Here is a 16,511-nt window from a genome sequence, read left to right as displayed (position 1 = left end):
GCACCCGGCTCCGTGCCCTGCCGTGGCGACGAGGCGTCAGGTTTCGGCACCGGTGTAGCGGAACTCCCAGGTTCCATCACCGTTCTTGCCCGCGCGCTCGTAGATCAGCCGCGGTGGCACGGCCTCCGGATTGCGCGCACGTGCGGGAAGGGTGATGCGCGGGATCGGTTTGCCCGATGAATCGGCCGAAACGGTCAGCTCCTGACCGTCCTGCGGCCCACCGCGGAGCCGGACCCGGATGTCTGGCACGGCGACCCCTTTCCTTCTCCCAAAGACGCGAGGACAACGACATCGGCTAGGACCCGCGCACCCGTGGCCCGGTTCCCGCAGTCACTTGATCGTGTGGGCGAGGAAGAGCATCCCGTCACCAGATCCAGGAGCTCACACCGGTACATCCTGGTAGAAACGACGAATGAACGTAGCACGAACGGTGCGATTGACCTTCACCGCCGATGCGGTCGAATCCGACACGCACGTCAACCTCTCGGCGGTGCGCACCGACGGTGAGCACCTCTGGATCGCCGGCGACGAGACGGCCACGGTCGAACGGCTCACCTGCGACGACCCCGGCAAGCCCACCGAGTACCGGGACCACGTGAGCTTCCCGCTCGCCGACGTCGTCGACCTGCCCGGCGAGGCCGACGAGGAGGTCGACGTCGAGGGGATCTCCCGCAACGGTCCGTTCCTGTGGGTGGTGGGGTCGCACAGCGCCAAGCGGCGCAAGATCAAGTCGCACCACTCCGACGCCAAGGCAGCCAAGCGCCTCGCCTCCGTCAGCGCCGAACCGAGCCGCCGGGTGCTCGCCCGCATCGCCCTGTCCGACGACGTGCCCGCCGAACGCACCCCGGAGGGCGCGCGCAGCGCCGGCCTCGGCAGGGGAGGGCTGTTCGAGCTGCTGGCCGACGACGACCACCTGGCGCCGTTCCTCAACATCCCCGGCAAGGACAACGGGCTCGACGTCGAAGGCATCGCGGTGCACGGGGAACCCGGCGAGGAACGCGTCTACCTCGGACTGCGCGGTCCGGTGCTGCGCGGCTGGGCCGTGGTGCTGCTGCTGGAACCCCGCGAGGACGACGGGGAGCTGGAGCTGCGCAAGCTCAACGGCCACCGCTACGCCAAGATCTTCCTCGACCTCGACGGCCTGGGCATCCGCGACATGTGCGTGCACGGCGACGACCTGCTGCTGCTCGCCGGGCCCTCGATGGACCTCGACGGCCCGGTCCGCGTCTACCGCTGGCCGGGCGCGGCCACCCTCGACGCCGCCGACGTCGTCCACCGCGGCGAACTGCACCGCGAGCTCGACCTGTCCCACGGCGAAGGCGACGACCACGCCGAGGGGATCGCGCTGCTGCCCTCCGGTGAGCTCCTCGTCGTCTACGACAGCCCCGCACCGCACCGGCTGGAGGAGCCGGGCGCGGTGCTGGCCGACGTCGTCCCGCTCTGACCGGTCAGGCGTCCGGGTGGACCAGGACGTGGAGCGTCCTGGGGCCGTGCACGCCCTCGACGCGGTTGAGCTCGATGTCGCTGGTGGCCGAGGGGCCGCTGATGAACGTCGTCGGGCGGACCGGGTCCAAGCGCGACAGCGCGGCGGGCACGTCGTCGCTGACCTGGGATTCGCCGACCACGCAAATGTGCAGGTCCGGGACCAGGGTGGCCGCCCGGCGGCCCTGGCCCGGGCCGTGGTCCAGCACGATCGTGCCGGTCGAGGCGATGCCCACCGCCGCTGTGGTGATCACCGCGTCGACCTGCTCCAACGCCGCCGTGTCGGCCGCCGGGTCGACGAGCTCGAACTCCTCGCCCAGCGAGTCCGACCACGCCTGTGGTGCCCCATCCGGGATGAGCAGCCGGCGCGCTCCGGCCGCGCGCGCGGTCGCGGCGATCGCCGGTGCGACGGCGTCGTCGGCCACCCGGTCCACAGTGGCCTGGTAGTCGGCCACCGCTTCGCAGAACGCCCCCACCAGATCCGCCAGCGGACGCGCCGTGCGGTAGTCGCGGGGAACGGCCGACAGGGGAGTGCGCTCGGCATCGCGCAGCGCCCGCCGCACCCGCCCCAGCACGGCCTCGCGAGCCGAGTTCGAACTCATGCCTTGCCTCCTCGGTTCCGCTCCCACCACGACCGGAACGACTCCTGCGCGGGTGCGGGCGCGTCCCGCGCGTCGGTCCACCGCGACAGCGGCGCGGGCAACCGGCCGATCGTGCCGCGGCGGCCGATGACCTTCCGGCTCCACGACGCCAGCTTCTGCGCGACCGCCAGCCGCTTCGCATCGCCGAGCACCCACGAGGCCACGCCCATCAGCGCGTCCATCGGCTTGTCGCGAACGCCCGAGTGCTCGTCGACGACGCGAGTCCGCAGGTGCACCAGCAGGTCCGGGATGTCGATGGCCACCGGGCACACGTCGTAGCACGCACCGCACAGCGAGGACGCGTACGGCAGGGACTTGTCCACTTCGGACGCGGTCCCGCGCAGCTGCGGCGTCAGCACGGCGCCGATCGGACCCGGGTACACCGACCCGTAGGCGTGGCCGCCGGTGCGCTCGTAGACCGGGCACACGTTCAGGCAGGCCGAGCACCGGATGCAGCGCAGGGCCTGCCTGCCGATCTCGTCGGCCAGCGCGTTGGTGCGCCCGTTGTCCAGCAGCACCACGTGGAACTCCTGCGGCCCGTCGCCCGCGGCCACACCGGTCCAGGTCGAGGTGTAGGGGTTCATCCGCTCGCCGGTGCTCGACCGCGGCAGGAGCTGCAGGAACACCTCCAGGTCCTGCCAGCTCGGCACGATCTTCTCGATGCCCACCACGCTGATCAGCGTCTCCGGCAGCGTCAGGCACATCCGCCCGTTGCCCTCGGACTCGACCACCACCAGCGTCCCGGTGTCGGCGACCGCGAAGTTGGCTCCCGAGATCGCGACCTTGGCGCGCAGGAACTTCTCCCGCAGGTGCCGGCGCGCCGCCTCGGCCAGCCGCGCGGGCTCGTCGGTCAGGTCCTCCGGGGCCGGGGTGCCGACCTTGCCCATCTCGCTGCGGAAGATCTCCCGGATCTCCGCGCGGTTGCGGTGGATCGCGGGCACCAGGATGTGGCTGGGGGTGTCGTGTCCCAACTGGACGATCAACTCCGCCAGGTCGGTCTCCCACGCGTCGATCCCGGCCTCGGCCAGCGCTTCGTTGAGCTCGATCTCCTGGGTGGCCATCGACTTGACCTTGACGACCTCGCGCTCGCCGGTGGCCCGCACCAGCTCGGTGACGATCCGGTTGGCCTCCTCGGCGTCGCGGGCCCAGTGCACCGTGCCGCCGGCCTCGGTCACCGCGGTCTCGAACCGCTCCAGGTAGGTGTCCAGGTTGGACAGCGTGTGGGCCTTGATCGCCGCCCCGGATTCGCGCAGCTGCGCCCAGTCGTCGAGCTCGTCGACGACATCGGCGCGCTTGCGGCGGATCGTGGTGGTGGCGTTGGCCAGGTTGTGCCGCAGCTGCGAGTCCGCTAGCTCGCGCTTGGCCGCGTCCGGGAACGAGGGCATGCCCAGGTGGGTCGCGCTCACAGCTGGTCTCCTTCCGTGGAAGCCAGGATCTCGGCCAGGTGCAGCACCCGGACCCCGGAGCGCTGGCGGGACAGCAATCCGCCGATGTGCATCAGGCACGAGGAGTCCCCGGCGCACAGCACCTCCGCGCCGGTCTCGCGCACGTGGCGCGCCTTGTCCGATCCCATCGCCACCGACACGTCGGGGTTCTTCAGCGCGAACGTGCCGCCGAAGCCGCAGCACTGGTCCGACGCCGGCAGCTCCACCAGGTCCAGCGAGCGCACGGCGCGCAGCAGCCGCACCGGGCGTTCCCCGACCCGCAGCAGTCGCGTCGAGTGGCAGGTGGGGTGGTAGGTCACGCGGTGCGGGAAGTAGGCGCCGACGTCGGTCACGCCCAGCACGTCGACCAGGAACTCCGAGAGCTCGTGCACCTTCGGCGCGGTGCGCTCGACGGCGCTGGTCAGCGCGCGGTCGCCGTCGGCGACCATCGCGTGCTGGTGGCGGACCGAGGCCACGCACGAACCCGACGGTGCCACGATCGCGTCGTAGCCGGCGAAGGCGTCGACGAAGGTCCGCACCGAGGACTTCGCCTGCTTCCGGTACCCGGTGTTGGTGTGCATCTGACCGCAGCAGGTCTGGGCCGCGGGGAAGTCCACCTCGCAGCCGAGCCGCTCCAGGACCTGCAACGTCGCCTTCGGGGCTGACGGGAATAGCGTGTCGCCGAGGCAGGTCGCGAACAGTGCCACCCTCATGCGCGCATCACCGGTTCCTCTCCGTCCGGGGCTCACGAGCATCCTCGCGCACCGCGCGCCACAACACCGGACTTGCTGACCATTGTATGGTCCGACCATAGCGGAGACTTACCCTAGGTACCGGTGACGGCGCGTGTAAAGGGGAACCGAGTGACCGGCTTCGAATCCGACGCGGAAGCGGGCGACGCCGAATGGCGCCCGGTCGCGCGCACCCGCACCTACGAGCTGGTCATCGACCGGGTCGAGGAGCAGATCGTCTCCGGCTCGCTCGAGGTCGGTGACCGGCTGCCCGCCGAACGCGACCTGGCCAAGATGCTCGGCGTCAGCAGAGCCGCGGTGCGAGAGGCCTTCCGCGCGCTGGAAGCCCAGGGAGTGCTGCGCATGAACGTGGGCACCGGGCCCGATTCGGGAACCACCGTGGCCGCTCTGCCCAGCGAGGCGCTGACCCGGTTGCTGCGACTGCACGTGGCGCTGGCGAACTTCCCCGTCGCCGACGTGGTGCGCGCCAGGATCATGCTCGAACGCGAGAGCGCCCGGCACGCCGCCGCCCGCGCCCGGCCCGACGACCTGGCCATGCTCGGCGAACTCCTCGACGAGATGGACTCGCCCGACTGCGACCGCGCGCGCTTCAACGACCTCGACACCGAGTTCCACGTCGGCATCGCCGAAGCCGGTGGGAACCGCCTCGTCGCGGACATGACCATCGCCATCCGGGAGTCGATGCGCCGACCGCTGCTGGCGGCGTTCGACGACCTCGGAGACGACTGGTACCCGATCGCCGAGGAACTGCGCCACGACCACCGCGCGATCCACCAGGCGCTGCGGGACGGCGACGCCGACGCCGCCGAGAAGCTCACCGAATCCCACATCCGCGCCTCCTACCGACACGGCTGGGCCCAGGAACTGGGTTAGAGGTTGTTCGCGGTTGTTCTGCGTGGCGGTGCGGGTGGCGGAACCTGACACGTCTTCTGGCTGCGGGATCCGTTGCTGATGTATGTCCACTACACGGCGCAACGGCTGTCCTCGCCAGAAGACGTGTCAGAACCCGCGGCGGTGCGAGTTGAGTCCCACACCTGAAGCAGTGGCTCCGCCGCGTTCTTGAAGAAGAACCGGTTCAGCGGACCACCGCGCGGGACTGCGGGGAGACCGCGAGGTCGGCGGCGATGCGGCGGGTGGTGTCCAGCAGGGGCGGTAGCAGGTCCTCGTGCGCGGCTTCGAGCGTGGTCCGGCTGGCGTGCGAGGAGATGTTGGCCGCGGCGACGACCCGGCCGTAGCGGTCGCGGATCGGAGCCGCGATCGAGCGCAGGCCCGCCTCCAGCTCCTGGTCGACCAGCGCCCAGCCCTGCTCCCGGATGCGCGCCAGCTCCTCGACGAGGTCGGCGCGGGTGGTGATGGTGTGCGGGCCCAGCGGTGCCAGGTCGATCTGGTCGAGGTGCGCGTGCAGCTTGTCCTCGGGCAGATCCGCCAGCATCACCCTGCCCATCGAGGTCGCGTAGGCGGGGAAGCGGGTGCCGATGTTGATCGAGACCGCCATGATCCGCGAGGTGGGCACGCGGGCGACGTAGACGACGTCGGTGCCGTCGAGCACCGACACCGACGCCGACTCGTGCACCTCCGAGACCAGCTGCTCCAGGTGGGGCTGGGCGATTTCCGGCAGCGACACGCTCGACAGGTAGGAGAAGCCCAGCTCCAGCACCCGCGGGGTCAGCGCGAACACCCGGCCGTCGGTCCACACGTAGCCCAGGTGCACCAGGGTGTGCAGGAACCGGCGGGCCGCCGCGCGCGAGAGATCGGTCGCGCGGGCGACCTCCGACAACGTCATCTCCGGGTTCGCCTCGTTGAACGCGCGGATCACCAGCAGCCCGCGCGCCAGCGACTGCACGTACCCGGTGCCGGTGTCGGACTCGGATTCCATCGATGATCCCCTCGTCAGCGCAGCTCCAGGTGAAGTTATTCCGTTTGCTCCTCGGCGAGGATCGTATTGGCGATGCCGAAGGCGGTGTTCGCGCGGGGCACGCCCGCGTAGATCGCCACGTGCATCAGCACCTCCTTGATCCGCTCGGGATCCAGGCCGTTGCGGCGGGCCGCGCGCACGTGCATCGCGAACTCGTCCTCGCAGCCGGTCGCGGCCAGGATCGCCAGCGTCAGCATGCTGCGCGTCGGCCGGTCGACGCCGTCGCCGGTCCACACCTCGCCCCACGCGTAGCGGGTGATGAAGTCCTGGAAGTCCTCGGTGAACTCGGTCTTGCGCGCGTTGGCGCGGTCGACGTGCGCATCGCCGAGGACCGCGCGGCGCACCTGCATCCCCGCGTCGTGGCGGGCTTCGTCGCTCATGCGGCTCCTCCGAAGTGCTCCAGCAGCAGCCGGTTGACGGCCTCGGGCTGCTCGGCGTTGGCCAGGTGCGCGGCCGGCGAGAGCACTTCCACGCGGGCGCCCGCGACACCGGCGGCGATGCGCTCGGCGTGCGAGGGGGGAGTGGCGGGGTCTTCCGCACCGGCGATCACCAGGGTGGGAGCGGTGATGGCCGGCAGGTCGTCGAAGATGTCCATCCCGGCGATCGCCTCGCAGCACGACGCGTACCCCTCGGCGTCGGCCCTGGTGATCATGTCGCCGAACTTTGCCCGGACGTCGGGACGTTCGGCCGCGGCCGGGGTGAACCAGCGGGGCAGGGACGGCTCGACCATCGCGGCCATGCCGTTGGCCCGCACGGTCGCGGCGCGGTCGAGCCACGCGGTGCCGCCCAGGTCCGCCGAGGTGCAGATCAGCGCCAGCCGTCCGATGCGCTCGGGCGCGTGCTCGGCCAGCCACATCCCGGTCATGCCTCCCAGCGACACCCCGGCGAAGTGCGCCTCGGAGATGTCCAGCCGGTCCAGCAGTTCCAGCACGTCGCCGCCCAGCTGCGCCAGCGTGTAGGGGCCGGGCTTGCCCTCGGTGCCGCCGTGCCCGCGCTGGTCGTAGCGCAGCACGCGGAAACTGCCGGTCAGCGCCGGGACCTGCTCGTCCCACAGGCGCATGTCGGTGCCCAGCGAGTTGGACAGCACCACGACCGGCGCCCCCTCGGGCCCGGTCAGTTCGTGGTTGACGTTCACCGCTTCTCCAATCGGGTGTGTGCGGCCAGTGCCCGGTCGATGAAATCCGATGCGGCGCCCAGGTAATCGCTCGCCGACGTGGCCGCGATGACGTCCTGCTCGGACAGCACGTCGCGGACCCTCGGCTCCGCGAGCAGTTCGGCCCGCAGCGTGCTGCCGCGTTCGACGGTGCGGCGGCACAGTGCGGCGACCAGTTCCTGGGCCTCGGTGCGGCCGAGCGCCCCGGCCAGCCGGGCCGCGGCGTTCTCGGCGAGCACCAGGCCGCGGGTCAATTCGAGGTTGGCAGCCATGCGCTCGGGGTGGACGCGCAGGCTCGACAGGAGTTCTCGGGTTCGGCGGGCGGCGCCGGCGGTCAGCCGCAGCAGTTCGGTCAGCGGCTCCCACTCGGACTGCCACGCCCCGGCCGCGCGCTCGTAGGCCTGCGGCATCGCCGACAGCAGCGTCGCCACCAGCCCCGGGACCCGGTGGGTCGAGGCGGTGATCAGCACCGACGTGGCCGGGTTCTGCTTGTGCGGCATGGCCGAGGAACCACCCGGCTTGCCCTCGGTGAGCTCGCCGACCTCGGTCTGGGCGTGCAGCTCCACGTCCAGGGCGATCTTGCCCAGCACCCCGGACACCGCGCCCAGGGCGCCCGCGAGCTCGGCGATGCGGGTGCGGTCGGTGTGCCAGGGCAGCACCGGTTCTGCCAGGCCGAGCCGCTCGGCGAGCCCGGTCAGCACCGCGGTGCCATCGGTTCCCAGCGACGCGAGAGTGCCGGCCGCGCCGCCGAACTGGACAGCCAGCGGGACTCGCTCCAGCCCGGCGATCGCCTCGTCCAGCGCGGTCAGCCAGCCCGCGCAGCGCAGCCCGAACGTCGTCGGGAGCGCCTGCTGCAACAGCGACCGGGCGACGAGCACCGTGTCCCGGTGCTCGTCGGCCATCCGCGCGCACTCCCGAGCCGCTTCCCGGAGGTCGTCGAGGACCAGGTCCAGCACGCCGCGGGTCACCAGCATCGCCGCCGTGTCGATGACGTCCTGGCTGGTCGCTCCCTTGTGCACGTGCGGCCTGGAATCCGGGCCGACCAGGGCGGTGAGGTCCTTGACCAGGGCGATCACCGGGGTCGCCGAGGACACCGCGCGCTCACCGAGGGAGGCGGAGTCGAACTCCTCGGCGCGGCAGTGCGCGGCGATGTCCGCCGCGGCCTCGGCGGGCACGATCCCGGCTTCGGACTGGGCGGCGGCCAGCGCCGACTCGAAGTCCAGCATCGCCTGCAACCACGCGTCGTCGCCGGTGCGCGCCGCGGCCTCCGGGGTGCTGAACATCGAACCGAACAAGCCGGCCTCCCTCGATCCCGTGTGGACTCGCGGCACCATCAGACCGCGAAGAACACCGTTTCGCCATCGCCCTGCAGGCGGATGTCGAACCGCACGCCGTCGGCCTCGGCGACTCCGATCAGCGTGTCCCGGCGCTGCGCGGGCACGGCCGAGAGCACCGGGTCGGTGTCGTTGGCCGCCTCGTCCGGGAAGTACACGCGGGTCACCACCCGGTTGAGCATGCCGCGCGCCAGCACCGTGACGTCGATGTGCGGCGCCTCGGTCTGCCCGCCCGGGGTGGGCAGCGGGCCCGGTTTGACCGTGCGGAACCAGAAGCGGCCCTCCGGGTCGGTGCCGCACCGGCCGAACCCCTGCCAGCCGGAGGACTCCGGGCGCGGGTCGTCGGGGTGGTCGAAGCGGCCCTGCTCGTCGGCCTGCCAGATCTCGATGACGCCGTCCGGGACCGGATCGCCGTTGCCGTCGCGGAGAACACCGCGCAGCACGAACGCGCCCTCGCGGTCGGCGGGGACGAGTTCGGGGCCGTCGTCCCAGAGCATGCCCTGCGGCAGCGCGAAGAACGGGCCGACCGTCTGCGACGGGGTGGTGGCGGGAGCGCCCATCAGTCGTCGTCCTCCTCTTCCTCGTCCTCGAACACCGTGGCCTGGGGACCGCGCAGCACGATGTCCCACTTGTAGCTCAACGCCCACTCGGGCTCGGTCGAGTCCAGGTCGAACCGGGAGATCATCCGCTCCCGCGCCTTCTCGTCGCGCACCGAGTTGAAGATCGGGTCCTGGTGGAACAGCGGGTCGCCCGGGAAGTACATCTGGGTGATCAGCCGCTGCGTGAACGCCTGCCCGAACAACGAGAAGTGGATGTGCGCGGGACGCCAGGCGTTGTCGTGGTTGCGCCACGGGTAGGCGCCCGGCTTGATCGTGACGAACCGGTAGTTGCCCTCGGCGTCGGTCATGCAGCGGCCGGTGCCGGAGAAGTTCGGGTCCAGCGGGGCCGGGTGCCGGTCGCCCTGGTGCAGGTAGCGGCCCGCCGCGTTCGCCTGCCAGATCTCCACCAGCGTGTTCGGCACCGGCTTGCCGGAGGAGTCCAGCACCTTGCCGGAGACGATGATCCGCTCGCCCAGCGGTTCCCCGTCGTGCTGGGTGGTCAGGTCGTCGTCCTGGGCGCCGCACCGGTCCTGGCCGAGCAGCGGGCCGGTGACCTCGGTCAGGTATTGCGGCAGGTACTGCAGAGGCTGCTTCGGGTGCCGCAGCGTCGAGGACCGGTATTCGGGCGAATCCAGCGGCGCGTGCGAGGCATCGTCCGGCGAGTACTCCGGCAGGATGAGACCGGACCCGGACCGCGTCTCATGAACAGTCATAGGAGCTCCTTGAACTTCACTGCATTGTGGTCTCTTTGCTTGGCGGTGTGGGTAGCGGAACCTCAGACGCCGCCTGGCTCCGGGATCCGAGACGGATGTATGCCAATACACGGCGTGTCGGCTGTCCTCCCCAGACGACGTCTGAGAACCCGCGGCGGCGCGAGTTGCTCAGGTGCGAAAGAGGAAGCACCTTCGGTGCTTGTCTGACGCGGTGCCCGCCTCGGGGTTAGACCGTAGCTTTCAGGGCGCGCAGGACTTCCAGCTCGTTTTCACTGGGCGGATCCTGGGTCCCGAGGTCGTCGGCGACCTTGAGGTCCCAGCCGACGGCCGCCTTGGCCTGCTCGACGGTGGAGCCGGGGCTGAGCTCGGTGAGGGTGAGCTCGCAGGTCTCCGGGTCCGGGCGCAGGACGCCGAGGTCGGTGATCACCTTGACCGGGCCGCGTCCGCGCAGGCCCAGCGCCTCGCGGTCGCCCTTGCCGGTGCCGTAGCCCAGCGAGGTCACGAAGTCCACGCGGTCGACGAAGCTGCGCGGGCTCATCCGCATCACGATCAGCACCTCGCGGCACGACGCCGCGATCTCCGGGGCGCCGCCCGCGCCGGGCAGGCGCACTTTGGGGTTGCGGTAGTCGCCGCCGATGACGGTGGTGTTGATGTTGCCGAAGCGGTCGACCTGCGCCCCGCCGAGGAAGCCGATGTCGATGCGGCCCGGCTGCAACCAGTAGTTGAAGATCTCCGGGACGCTGATCACCGAATCCGCCGTGTCGGCCAGCACTCCGTCGCCGATGGACAGCGGCAGCCGGTCCGGCTTGGTGCCCAGGGTGCCCGACTCGTAGATCAGCACGAGGTTCGGCGCGTGCGTGCGGCGTGCCAGGTTCGCCGCCGTGCTGGGCAGGCCGATGCCCACGAAGCACTTCGCCCCGTCGTCCAGCGACCGGGCGGCACCGACGGTCATCATCTCGTCGGAGGTGAACTCCAGGCTCATCGCGCGCTCCTCTCCGCACCGCGGACCTCGGTCGTCAGCCACTGCTCGAAGCGCTCGCGGTCCCGGCCGATCGGGTCCCATTCCTGGTAGTACTCGTTGTCCCGCTCGTAGTAGCCCTGCGCGTAGGAGGGGTGCGCGCCGCGCGGCACCTCGGCGACGGCGGTGATAGCCCACTGCGGCAGCACGACGGCGCCGGGCACCGGGGTGAGCTCCTCGACGACCTCCTCGACGGTCACCAGCGACCGCTTCGAGGCCAGAACGGTCTCCTTCTGCACGCCGGTGATGCCCCACATCTGCACGTTGCCCGCCTTGTCGGCGCGCTGCGCGTGGATGATGCCCACGTCCGGGTTCACCGCGGGCACGGCCGTGAGCCGCTCGCCGGTGAACGGGCACTCGATGGGCTTGATGGTGTCGGTCTGGTCGGGCAGGTCGGTCCCGGTGTAGCCGCGCAGCACGGCGAAGGGCAGCCCGGAGGCGCCGGCGGCGTAGCGGTTGGCCATGCCGGCGTGGCTGTGCTCCTCGATCTCCAGCGGCACCGGCCAGGAGTTCTGGATGGCGTCGCGGAAGCGGTGCAGCGACCCGACTCCGGGGTTGCCGCCCCAGGAGAAGACCAGCTTGCGCGCGCAGCCCGCGCCGATCATCTGGTCGTAGACGATGTCCGGCGTCATCCGGATCAGCGTCAGGTCCTTGCGGTGTTGCCGGATGATCTCGTGACCGGCGGCGACCGGGATGAGATGCGTGAAGCCCTCCAGCGCCACCGTGTCACCGTCGTGGACCAGCTCCGCGACGGCCTCGCGAAGGCTCAGGATGCGTGCCACCCCGACCACCTCTCGTTGTGCGCATAGTGAACAAGTGTGCTGTATGCGAACGATAGAGGACCGGCTGCGGCCAGGTCAAGGGCGGTTTCGCCTGGTTGAAGGGTGTGGGAGCGGTCAGAGCTCGCTGGCGGCCGGGAGTCCGTCGGCGGGCAGGCCGAGGATCCCGACGGCGGCCTCAGCAGCCGCCGTGGCCTGCAGGTACCCGGTCTCGCCCCAGGCCAGCAGGTCACCGGCCTTGCTCGGGTGCACCAGCAGTCGCCGGTAGGTGCGCCCGCTGTCGGGGTCCGGCGCGGGCGGGTAGGCGCAGGAGATCAGCGCGGCCATCCGGACCTGCGCGTAGGGGGAGATGCCGTCGTTGACGCACTGGTAGCCGAGGTAGTGCGGCTCCTCGATGTCGACGGTGACCTCTTCCATGGCTTCGCGGCGCAGGATGTCGACGTAGGCGACCTCGCCCGGCTCCGGGCGTCCGCCGGGCAGCGTGTGCTTGGTGCCGTCGAGGCGGATCAGGAGCCTGCCGTCGGGGACGAAGAGGAACCCGTACACCTGCCGCACCGCCAGACCCGCCGGAACGGGGTCGGTGTGCCAGGAGAACTTGGGCATTGGTGCGGGTCCCTTCGGCGAGGTGCGGAGAAAAGATCACTTTACCCGAGAGGGCGGTGTGAGCACCTGCGTTCGAAAGGGTGTTTCCGCTGCGCACAGATCTCAAATCGGACATTCGGGATGGATCAAGTACTGTGATCTGGTTCACAGAACCGGTTCGGGTTGCTACACCTGATCGGCCGAATCCGCTCCAGCCAGGAGGCATCGTGGCCATCCAGGATCGAGAGGTACCGGAGGCAGGGGCCGAAGCCCGCGAACTGCCCAGCAGATTCCTTCCCGCGGCCAAGTACCGAGACCTGCCCGAACCCCGCACGTTCCGCCAGATCTTCGGGGCCAGCATCATCCTCACCGCCACCGCGATCGGTTCCGGCGAGTTCGTGCTGTGGCCCTACATCACCAGTCAGGTCGGGCTCGTTCTGATGTGGACGGCCGTGCTCGGCTTCTTCATGCAGTACATCCTCAACATGGAGATCGAGCGGTACACGCTGGCCACCGGCGAGACCGCCGTCACCGGCTTCACCCGGATCTGGCCGCCGCTGGGCGTGCTGATCACCGTCATCGCGATCATCCCGAATCTGTGGCCGGGCTGGGCGACCGGCGCGGCCACCATCGTGACCTACGTGGCCGGGGCGGGCTCGCCGGTGCCCATCGCGATCGTGGCCATGGTGGCCATCGGCGCGGCCCTGACCCTGTCCAAAGTGGTCTACAAGACCGTGGAACGCGTCGAGATGGTGCTGGTCGGCGGGATCGCGGTGTTCCTCGTGGTGGCCCTGTTCGTCGGAACCGGGCTGTCCGACTGGGCCGCGTTCGGCGCGAGCTTCGCCCACGTCGGGCAACTGCCGCCGATGGAGGAGGTCGGCGGGATCGCCGCGTTGCTGGGCGCGATCGCCTTCGCCGGCGCCGGCGGCGGCAACAACCTGGTCCAGAGCAACTGGGCGCGCGACAAGCAGATGGGCATGGGGCAGTACATGCCGCGCGTGACCTCGCCGTTCACCGGCCAGGAAGCCGCCGCCGCGGGCACCGGGCACATGTTCCTCGACAGCGACGAGAACCGGCGCCGCTGGAAGGGCTGGTGGAAGGTCGCCAACGTCGAGCAGTTCGGCACCTTCTTCCTGCTCGGCTGCGGAACGCTGGTGATCATGTCGGTGCTGGCCTACGCCACGGTGTTCGGCGTTCCGCTGCCGGAGGACGACTTCGACTTCATCCGCGCCCAGGGCGAGATCTTCGGCCAGCGCTTCGGGGGGTGGTTCCAGACCGCCTTCTGGATGGCCGGTGCGATCGCGCTGTTCTCCACCCAGCTGGGCATCATGGACTGGGTCAGCCGGCTCACCGCCGACACCGTCAAGGTCACCTTCTTCCGCGGCAGCACGAAGGTCACCGAGAGCCGCATCTACTTCGCGGTGATCTGGGTGATGATCGTCGCCGGATCGGCGATCCTGCTGTCGGGCACCGAGGAACCGCTGGCGCTGATCCTGATCTCCTCGTCGGCGGGCGGCGTGGTGATGTTCCTGTACTCGATGCTGCTGATCTTCACCAACCGCCGGTTCCTCCCGCGCTCGATCCGGCTGGGCGGCTGGCGGATGGTCATGATGTGCGTGGCCGTGGTGTTCTACGGCTACTTCTCCATCGCCCTGCTCGTCGACCAGTTCTAGACGGGGCTGAGCACGACCCAGACCTGACCGGTGTCCACCGTGAGCGGTGCGCCGGTCCGGTCGGTGTAGGTGGTGGGAGCTTCGGGGGAGGTCCGGTTCCAGGTGCCCTCGAAGCTCTTGCCGTCGCGCAGCATCACCATCGGACCGCTGCCGATGCTCTCGGCCACCGGCGACGGGTTGCCCGCGGCGTCGCGCACCGCTGAATCGTGAGTGCGGACCTTCTGGACGATCACGGTCGAGACGCCGAGTCGGCCGCTGTGCACCGCCGCGTAGGGCTCGCCGTCCATCGAGACCATCCACCGCTGCGACTGGTGGTTGTAGAAGAACCCGATGGTGGCGGCGGGGTAGCGGACCTCGTAGCGCTCGGTGGGCGCGCCGCCGCCGGGAACGTCGCCGATCAGCGGCCTGCTCGCTCCGGGCCACGGCTGCGCAGGCGGCAGCCTGGTCGAGTCGACGAACAGGTTGTGCGGAACCGAGCGGGCCTCGTCGCGGGAGTAGGCCTCGGGCGCGTTGGCGTCGGAGGCATCGGTCAGCGGGGCGGCCGCGATGATCGGCAGCACCTCGGGAGCCGCGCCCGAGTAGGCCAGCGTGGGCCTCCCGTACTGCGGGAGGAGCTCGGCGTCGGTCTCGCGTGCGCTGCGCACCGGGCCGACGGTCTTGGGCTTGTGGGTCGCGAAGATGGCCAGGATCCGGCTCAGCCCGCCTTCGACCGGCTCGACGTAGACCACGTCCGCCGCGTCGATGCCCACCGGTGGGCGCCCCTCGGACGAGTTGTCGATCTTGACCGCCACCACCGGCGGTCCGTCAGGAGCTGCTGCGCCGCCCTGCTCGCCGGAGGTGGTGCCGCCGCCCTGCGGTGGAGGTGGAGCCGGGGCCGGCTGGCAACCCGTCGGGGCGAGGGTCGCGATCGCGATCAGCGCGGCGAAGAACGTGCATAAGCGGGTGCGCATGGTGCGGCCGACTCCTTCCCCCTGCTGTTTGAGGCTACGGATCTGGAAGGAATTCGCATTTCGATCGAGGTCATGAGCCCGGGGGAGGTGCGCGCGGGGGTAAGTTAGCATTGCTAATGGTTGTTCGACGCAACCGTTCTCCCGCGCCGCGAAGAAGGAGGTTCCTTGACCGAGGCACAGCCGCCGTCGACGGTCCGCACGCTGGTCAGCACCCTGTGGTTCCCCGCGTTCTTCATCTGCGGGTTCATGCTCTGCTACCTGCTGCCGATGCACGCCCCGAAACCCCACGACATGCCCGTGGTGGTCGTCGGCGACCACGCCGCGCACCAGCTCGCCGCGACCTTCCAAGCGCGCATGCCCGGCGGCTTCGACATCACCCCGGTCCCCGACGAGGCTGCCGCGCGCGAAGCCATCACCCAGCGCGACGCCGTCGCCGGCTACGACCCCGGCAGCGGCGAACTGCTCTACGCCAAGGCCAACGGCTCGGCGCTGATGATGATCCTGCAGCAGATCTTCACCCCGGTCGCCGCAGCCACCGGACACCCCCTGGTGCTCACCGACCTCGCACCGTCCGCACCCGGCGACGTGATGGGCACCGGTCTGCTCTACTGCCTGCTGGCGATGAACATCCCGCCTTACATCACGGTGATGATGCTGCTGCGCGCCGAACTGCGCACCCGCCAGAAGCTCGCCGCCCTGGTCGGGGTCGGCGCGTTCGCCTCGATCGTCTGCTACACGGCCGCGCTGTCCATGGGCGTGATCTACAACCAGCCGTCGCTGCTGCTGGTCGGCTTCCTGCTGACCCAAGCCGTGGGGTGGACGTCGTTCGGGCTCGTGCCGTTCGTCAAGCAGTTCCTGCCCGGTGTGGCGATGGGGCTGTTCGTGCTGCTGAGCATGCCGTCCTCGGGCGGCGCGATCCCGAAGGAACTGGTGCCGCCGTTCTTCCAGGCGCTGCACGGGGTTCTGCCCCTCGGCCAGGCGGTCGACTCGATGCGCGGCATCCTCTACTTCGACGGAGTCGGGGCTGCGCGCGGCATCCTCGGGTTGTGCTGCTGGTTCGCCTTCGGCATCGCGCTGGTCGTCGGTCACCAGTGGTGGGTGCGGCGCAAGGCCGGAGCCGACCCGGAGGCGGTGACGGCAGCCGGCACGTACGAGCACGAGGACGACGACGGCGTGGTGCTGGACCCGGTGTTCGAGGCGCCGAAACCCCGCAGGCACCGCACCCTTTCCGGCGCCGTGCGCGACAGCGCGGGAACCCCGGTTCCCGGCGCGGTCCTGACCATCACCGACCAGTCCGGCCTGCAGCTGGCCCGCCTCGTCGCCTCGCCGGCGGGCGAGTACGAGGTCCACGACCTGCCGGAGGGTTTCGTGACCGTCGTGGTCTCCGCCTCGGGCAGGAGGCCCGCCGTGGACCGGGTCAAGATCCGCCCGGGACGGGTCGAGGGCCAGGACTTCGAGCTGCCGTCCGAGCTCGCCGCGGCGACGCGGAAGTAGCC

Annotated in this window: 18 protein-coding genes; 4 read left to right on the top strand and 14 right to left on the bottom strand. The window is 70.4% G+C overall.

The features are described from left to right. Positions 1-36 precede the first annotated feature (36 nt). A complete protein-coding gene (locus E1181_RS08465) occupies positions 37-249 on the bottom strand; it encodes a hypothetical protein (protein WP_132673410.1) in 213 nt (70 codons plus the stop codon). A 163-nt stretch (positions 250-412) separates the two neighbouring features. Here E1181_RS08465 and E1181_RS08460 point away from each other — a divergent pair, with 163 nt between their 5' ends. Continuing rightward, a complete protein-coding gene (locus tag E1181_RS08460) occupies positions 413-1,444 on the top strand; it encodes a DUF3616 domain-containing protein (RefSeq protein WP_132673409.1) in 1,032 nt (343 codons plus the stop codon). Positions 1,445-1,448: 4 nt separating this feature from the next. On the opposite strand, the gene E1181_RS08455 is transcribed toward E1181_RS08460, so the two are convergent. The 3 genes from E1181_RS08455 to E1181_RS08445 are packed head-to-tail and all read right to left on the bottom strand — an operon-like array spanning position 1,449 to position 4,260. Next, positions 1,449-2,084, bottom strand: a complete 636-nt coding sequence (locus E1181_RS08455; protein WP_132673408.1) for a LutC/YkgG family protein — start codon at positions 2,082-2,084, stop codon at positions 1,449-1,451. Further along, the gene (locus E1181_RS08450; RefSeq protein ID WP_132673484.1) at positions 2,081-3,508 is read right to left on the bottom strand and encodes a LutB/LldF family L-lactate oxidation iron-sulfur protein; all 1,428 of its coding nucleotides are present in this window, start codon (positions 3,506-3,508) and stop codon (positions 2,081-2,083) included. Before E1181_RS08450 ends, E1181_RS08455 begins: the two co-directional genes overlap by 4 nt. 17 nt (positions 3,509-3,525) lie before the next feature. Then, a complete protein-coding gene (locus E1181_RS08445; RefSeq protein WP_132673407.1) occupies positions 3,526-4,260 on the bottom strand; it encodes a (Fe-S)-binding protein in 735 nt (244 codons plus the stop codon). Positions 4,261-4,410: 150 nt separating this feature from the next. Between E1181_RS08445 and E1181_RS08440 the strand changes: the two genes are divergently transcribed. Then, entirely contained in the window at positions 4,411-5,172 is a 762-nt protein-coding gene (locus E1181_RS08440) for a FadR/GntR family transcriptional regulator (protein WP_132673406.1), read from the top strand. Between the two features lie 202 nt (positions 5,173-5,374). On the opposite strand, the gene E1181_RS08435 is transcribed toward E1181_RS08440, so the two are convergent. From E1181_RS08435 to E1181_RS08395, 9 genes are all read right to left on the bottom strand, one after another. After that, positions 5,375-6,175 (bottom strand): IclR family transcriptional regulator, encoded by an 801-nt coding sequence (locus E1181_RS08435; protein WP_132673405.1) that lies wholly within the window; start codon positions 6,173-6,175, stop codon positions 5,375-5,377. 35 nt (positions 6,176-6,210) lie between these two features. After that, on the bottom strand, positions 6,211-6,594 hold the full coding sequence (gene pcaC, locus E1181_RS08430; protein ID WP_132673404.1) for a 4-carboxymuconolactone decarboxylase: 384 nt from the start codon (positions 6,592-6,594) through the stop codon (positions 6,211-6,213). Next, complete coding sequence (gene pcaD, locus E1181_RS08425; protein WP_132673403.1) at positions 6,591-7,349, bottom strand: 3-oxoadipate enol-lactonase; 759 nt, start codon at positions 7,347-7,349, stop codon at positions 6,591-6,593. The genes pcaC and pcaD overlap by 4 nt, the downstream gene beginning before the upstream one ends. After that, positions 7,346-8,662, bottom strand: coding sequence for a 3-carboxy-cis,cis-muconate cycloisomerase (gene pcaB, locus E1181_RS08420; protein ID WP_132673402.1), 1,317 nt, complete (start codon positions 8,660-8,662; stop codon positions 7,346-7,348). Before pcaB ends, pcaD begins: the two co-directional genes overlap by 4 nt. Before the next feature lie 38 nt (positions 8,663-8,700). After that, the gene (gene pcaG, locus E1181_RS08415) at positions 8,701-9,261 is read right to left on the bottom strand and encodes a protocatechuate 3,4-dioxygenase subunit alpha (RefSeq protein WP_132673401.1); all 561 of its coding nucleotides are present in this window, start codon (positions 9,259-9,261) and stop codon (positions 8,701-8,703) included. After that, complete coding sequence (gene pcaH / locus E1181_RS08410) at positions 9,261-10,013, bottom strand: protocatechuate 3,4-dioxygenase subunit beta (protein ID WP_132673400.1); 753 nt, start codon at positions 10,011-10,013, stop codon at positions 9,261-9,263. The genes pcaG and pcaH overlap by 1 nt, the downstream gene beginning before the upstream one ends. A 226-nt stretch (positions 10,014-10,239) precedes the next feature. Next, complete coding sequence (locus E1181_RS08405) at positions 10,240-10,995, bottom strand: CoA-transferase subunit beta (RefSeq protein ID WP_132673399.1); 756 nt, start codon at positions 10,993-10,995, stop codon at positions 10,240-10,242. Beyond that, a complete protein-coding gene (locus E1181_RS08400; RefSeq protein ID WP_132673398.1) occupies positions 10,992-11,813 on the bottom strand; it encodes a CoA transferase subunit A in 822 nt (273 codons plus the stop codon). Before E1181_RS08400 ends, E1181_RS08405 begins: the two co-directional genes overlap by 4 nt. Before the next feature lie 114 nt (positions 11,814-11,927). After that, a complete protein-coding gene (locus tag E1181_RS08395; RefSeq protein WP_132673397.1) occupies positions 11,928-12,413 on the bottom strand; it encodes an NUDIX domain-containing protein in 486 nt (161 codons plus the stop codon). A gap of 206 nt (positions 12,414-12,619) precedes the next feature. On the opposite strand from E1181_RS08395, the gene E1181_RS08390 reads away from it, so the two are divergent. Next, entirely contained in the window at positions 12,620-14,065 is a 1,446-nt protein-coding gene (locus E1181_RS08390) for an Nramp family divalent metal transporter (protein WP_235876623.1), read from the top strand. Here E1181_RS08390 and E1181_RS08385 read toward each other — a convergent pair. Continuing rightward, the gene (locus E1181_RS08385) at positions 14,062-15,015 is read right to left on the bottom strand and encodes a DUF3048 domain-containing protein (RefSeq protein ID WP_132673396.1); all 954 of its coding nucleotides are present in this window, start codon (positions 15,013-15,015) and stop codon (positions 14,062-14,064) included. The genes E1181_RS08390 and E1181_RS08385 overlap by 4 nt on opposite strands. Before the next feature lie 165 nt (positions 15,016-15,180). Here E1181_RS08385 and E1181_RS08380 point away from each other — a divergent pair, with 165 nt between their 5' ends. Further along, positions 15,181-16,509, top strand: a complete 1,329-nt coding sequence (locus tag E1181_RS08380) for a carboxypeptidase regulatory-like domain-containing protein (RefSeq protein WP_235876622.1) — start codon at positions 15,181-15,183, stop codon at positions 16,507-16,509. Positions 16,510-16,511: the final 2 nt, after the last annotated feature.

Source organism: Saccharopolyspora terrae, from assembly GCF_004348435.1.
In the GTDB taxonomy this organism is placed as follows: domain Bacteria; phylum Actinomycetota; class Actinomycetes; order Mycobacteriales; family Pseudonocardiaceae; genus Saccharopolyspora; species Saccharopolyspora endophytica.
This window is presented reverse-complemented; position numbering and strand designations above follow the sequence as displayed.